Origin of the sequence: uncultured Leptotrichia sp., assembly GCF_938036635.1 — a bacterium.
GTDB lineage: Bacteria > Fusobacteriota > Fusobacteriia > Fusobacteriales > Leptotrichiaceae > Leptotrichia > Leptotrichia hongkongensis.
Genome location: NZ_CALHQO010000231.1, coordinates 1 through 3,786, shown reverse-complemented (window position 1 = coordinate 3,786; position 3,786 = coordinate 1). Strand labels below are relative to the sequence as shown.

At 29.1% G+C, this 3,786-nt stretch carries 3 protein-coding genes and 1 pseudogene; all 4 read left to right on the top strand.

Annotated elements, in window-relative coordinates; translation table 11 throughout:
• Positions 1-435, top strand: a pseudogene (locus Q0370_RS04465) (DUF4132 domain-containing protein); the annotation flags it as partial.
• A gap of 14 nt (positions 436-449) precedes the next feature.
• Positions 450-1,010, top strand: coding sequence for a hypothetical protein (locus Q0370_RS04460; protein WP_299572666.1), 561 nt, complete (start codon positions 450-452; stop codon positions 1,008-1,010).
• A gap of 8 nt (positions 1,011-1,018) precedes the next feature.
• A complete protein-coding gene (locus Q0370_RS04455; protein WP_299572664.1) occupies positions 1,019-1,996 on the top strand; it encodes an FAD:protein FMN transferase in 978 nt (325 codons plus the stop codon).
• Positions 1,984-3,705: a ClC family H(+)/Cl(-) exchange transporter gene (locus Q0370_RS04450; RefSeq protein ID WP_299572661.1), complete on the top strand. Its 1,722-nt coding sequence runs from the start codon at positions 1,984-1,986 to the stop codon at positions 3,703-3,705. The genes Q0370_RS04455 and Q0370_RS04450 overlap by 13 nt, the downstream gene beginning before the upstream one ends.
• Positions 3,706-3,786 lie beyond the last annotated feature (81 nt).

Here is a 3,786-nt window from a genome sequence, read left to right as displayed (position 1 = left end):
AATAAAAAAATACCACAGCCAATAAATCAAATAAATATTCCATTTTACAAACTCACAGGAGAAAATCAGGAAAAAATAGAAATTTTAGATTATAATGAAAAAGAGTTTTTAGTAAAGACATTACGGAAAGAAAGTCCAAAACTTGATTTTGAGATAAATTATGGAAATGATGGAAAAGGATATGGAATTCATTACGTTGATAAAAACACAGACATAACAGCTGTCATTTTAACAAATTCATTTTTTTCAGGAGAATATACAAAAAAATTAAAAATTGAAAAAGTAGTATTCTTTAAAGGAAGTCCAGTGGTTCAATATGAAAAAACGTTGGAAAGTCAGGATTTAAAACTGTTAAAACTAAAGGAAATTCCGAAGAGAATATTAAGTTTAGTGTGTTGTATGATTGAAATTTTATCAAGTGAAGGAAATAATTAAAATAAGGAGTATTTATGAATAATAAGAAAAAAATAACGCTATTTTTAGGTGCAATTTCTTTAATTGCTTTTGGAAATTATAAGCAATTTGTAAAAAATAGTAAGCAAAAAACAGTTGTAGAAGGTAAATCTAGTGAGAAAGCGTCTTCTTCATCAGGTAAAGCGGATAAAGAAGGTAAAAGCAGTGAAAAAGCAACTTCATCTGCGGGAAATGGTCCAACGCAAAAGGTTCAGAATACAGAAGTTATGGCTGAAATAAAATCAGTACCGCAGCCTCAGCCAGCTAAAACTACAGTTCAAAATAATACAGATGATACCAAAAACAATAAATCTGATAAAAATTTAGAAACAAAGGACAGAGAGAAAAATATCAGCAAAGGTAAAACTGAAAATTTATCTCAAGATATAAAAAATAAAAATTCAAAAAATAATAAAAAATTAACGGAGGATAATAGTCTAAAAACAAATAAAAATGTAGAAAGCCAATACAAGCTTAATACAAAAAATAAAGAAGAGACTAAAACTAAGAAAGAAAGCAAATCAAGTGAAAAAGCAACTTCATCAGGTGGAAATTAGGTGAAAACATGATGTATAAGGTTCAAGTACGTTTTTTATTTCATTCGGATATAAAAATTAAAATACCTGAAAGCTATGATGATTCTGTTTTTGACAGGTTATTTGGAATTTTAGAAGATGTGAATGAAAAGTATAATTCTTATGCTGAAAATTCGTATATTGATAAAATAAATAAAAATAATGGGCATTTTGTAAAAGTAAACGATGAAACTATCAAAATTTTGAGCAAAGTTATTCATTTATCAAAAATTATTGGTGGAGAGTATGACATTACAATAATGCCTCTTATAAGACTGTGGGGTTTTTATAAACGAACCCCCATTTTGCCGTCTTTTGATAAAATAAAAAAAGCAAAAAGGCTTGTAGATTATAAAAAGATAATTATTGATAAAAAGAAAAAGCAGGTAAAAATTGAAAAAAATCAGGAAATTATAACAGGATCATTTATAAAGGCTTATGCAATAGAAAAAATGGTTCAGGAAATGAAAAAAATTGGGATAAAGGACGCAATTGTAAATGCTGGCGGGAGCAGTATCATTGCTATTGATGAATGGGGAATTATTGCTGAAAATCCTGAAGATGAGAAGGAAATATTAAGAAATGTAAATGGAATGCCTGTAAGAATAACAAAGTATGAATGTAATGAAGAACGTAAGGAGAATGATTTATTTGAAATAAAGATAAAAGATACAAGTTATTCCACATCTAATCAGAAAAATACATATCTTTTGATAAATAACGAAAAATACGGACACATTATAAGTCCTAAAACTGGCTTTCCATCTCAAAATAAACAAGTTGGAGTAATTACAAAAAGTGCTTTTTTTGGAGATATTATTTCGACAGGACTATATAATCAGACACCAGAAAAATTTTATGAAATTATGGAAAAACTATCTAAAGAGATGGATATTTCAGGATTTTTGATTAATAATACAGGAAAGATATTTTATTATAATATGGAAAAATATTTTTGTGGAAAATAAAAAAGGAAGAAGGAAATAAAATGGCAAAAGATGTTTTACATGAGCTAAGAGATATAAATTCGCTAAAGTCAAGGAGAAATAATGTAATACTAATATTCCTGTGTTTTCTAGTGGGAATTTTTTCTGGAATTATCGTGGGGACATATACATTAATATTAAAAAAGATGTCGATTTTTAGAGAATTTTTTACAACAAATCTAGAATTTTATAAAATAGCTATTGGAATAGCAATCTTTATTATTATGGGATTAGCCATACAATTTATGCTTACCAAATATCCGTTAATTAGTGGAAGTGGAATTCCGCAAGTTAGTGGACTGCTTACTAAAAAGGTAAAGTTTAGATGGTTTGGGGAACTTATTACAAAATTTGTAGGAGGAATATTAGCAATAGGGGCAGGAATGTCTATGGGTCGTGAAGGGCCTTCAGTGCATTTGGGATCTTTGGTTGGTTCTGGGGTGAAGGAACTTACGAAACGCTCTGAAGTGGAAGAAAAGTATTTGGTAACATGTGGAGCAAGTGCTGGAATTTCCTCAACATTTAATGCACCACTTGCAGGAGTGATTTTTTCTCTTGAGGAACTTCACAAATTTTTTTCTCCATTATTATTAATCTGTACTCTTGTAGCAAGTGGAACTTCAAATTATGTTTCAAGAATGATTTTAGGCTCACAAACTTCTTTTCAATACAATTTTGTGCTTCCAGAAGGTATACCATATTATATATTTGCGATTATAACAGTTGTTTTTTGCGTTATAATTACAATTACTGGAAAAGCATTTAGCTATTTTCTGCTTTTAACTCAAAAACATTATAGAAATCTGAAATTGAATAAATATATAAAAATATCGATATTTATGATAATGGCGTATATTGTAGCAGTATTTTTTAGGGATATTACAGGAGGAGGACATGAACTTATAGAGGAAATGTTTGGAAAAAATGTAATGTTAAAAACAATCATTATAATTTTACTTCTCAAATTCTTTTATACAATGTTTTGTTATGCAACAGGAGCACCAGGAGGAATTTTCCTGCCAATGCTTGTAGTAGGAGCTTTGATAGGAAAAGTTTATGGTGAGATATTAAATAATTATTTTTCAGTTCCAAATGAAATAATTGTACATTTTATGCTGCTTGGAATGGCTGCATATTTTACAGCAGTTGTCAGAGCTCCAATAACTGGAATTACATTAATTTTGGAAATGACAGGTAACTTTTCATATCTTTATATGCTAATAATTGTCTGCACAATAACTTATATTTTTACAGAATTGCTTAAAATGGAGCCAATTTATGAAAGACTTTATTTTAATATGTTTCATAAGCAAATTTTAGAAGAAGACAAGGAAAAGAGAAGAATACAGAAACGTGCTAAAAGATTGGAAATATTGGAAAAATGGTGGAAAAATAAAAAAATCGAAATTGGTGTAAAGCCAGATGGGAAAAATGTAAAAGACAAGATAGTAACACTTTTAATTCCTGTAGGAGCAAATTCTGAATTTGACAATAAGTTGGTAAAAGAGCTTAAATTACCAGAAAATCTGTTAATCGTGAGTGTGCGTAAAGCTGGGAAGGATAGTATAGCACGAGGAGATACATTGATTCAGAGCGGGAATCAGCTTGTGATTATTACAGATTACAGGACGGCACAGGAGTATGCTGGAGAACTGAGGGAGAGAGGAGTGAAGATTGTTGATGAATTTTAGATATATAGTAAAACTACTTTAAAACTAAACTCAAAAGTTATGACTATTTTACTCAAACCCTAAATTTATATAATTTTTAGT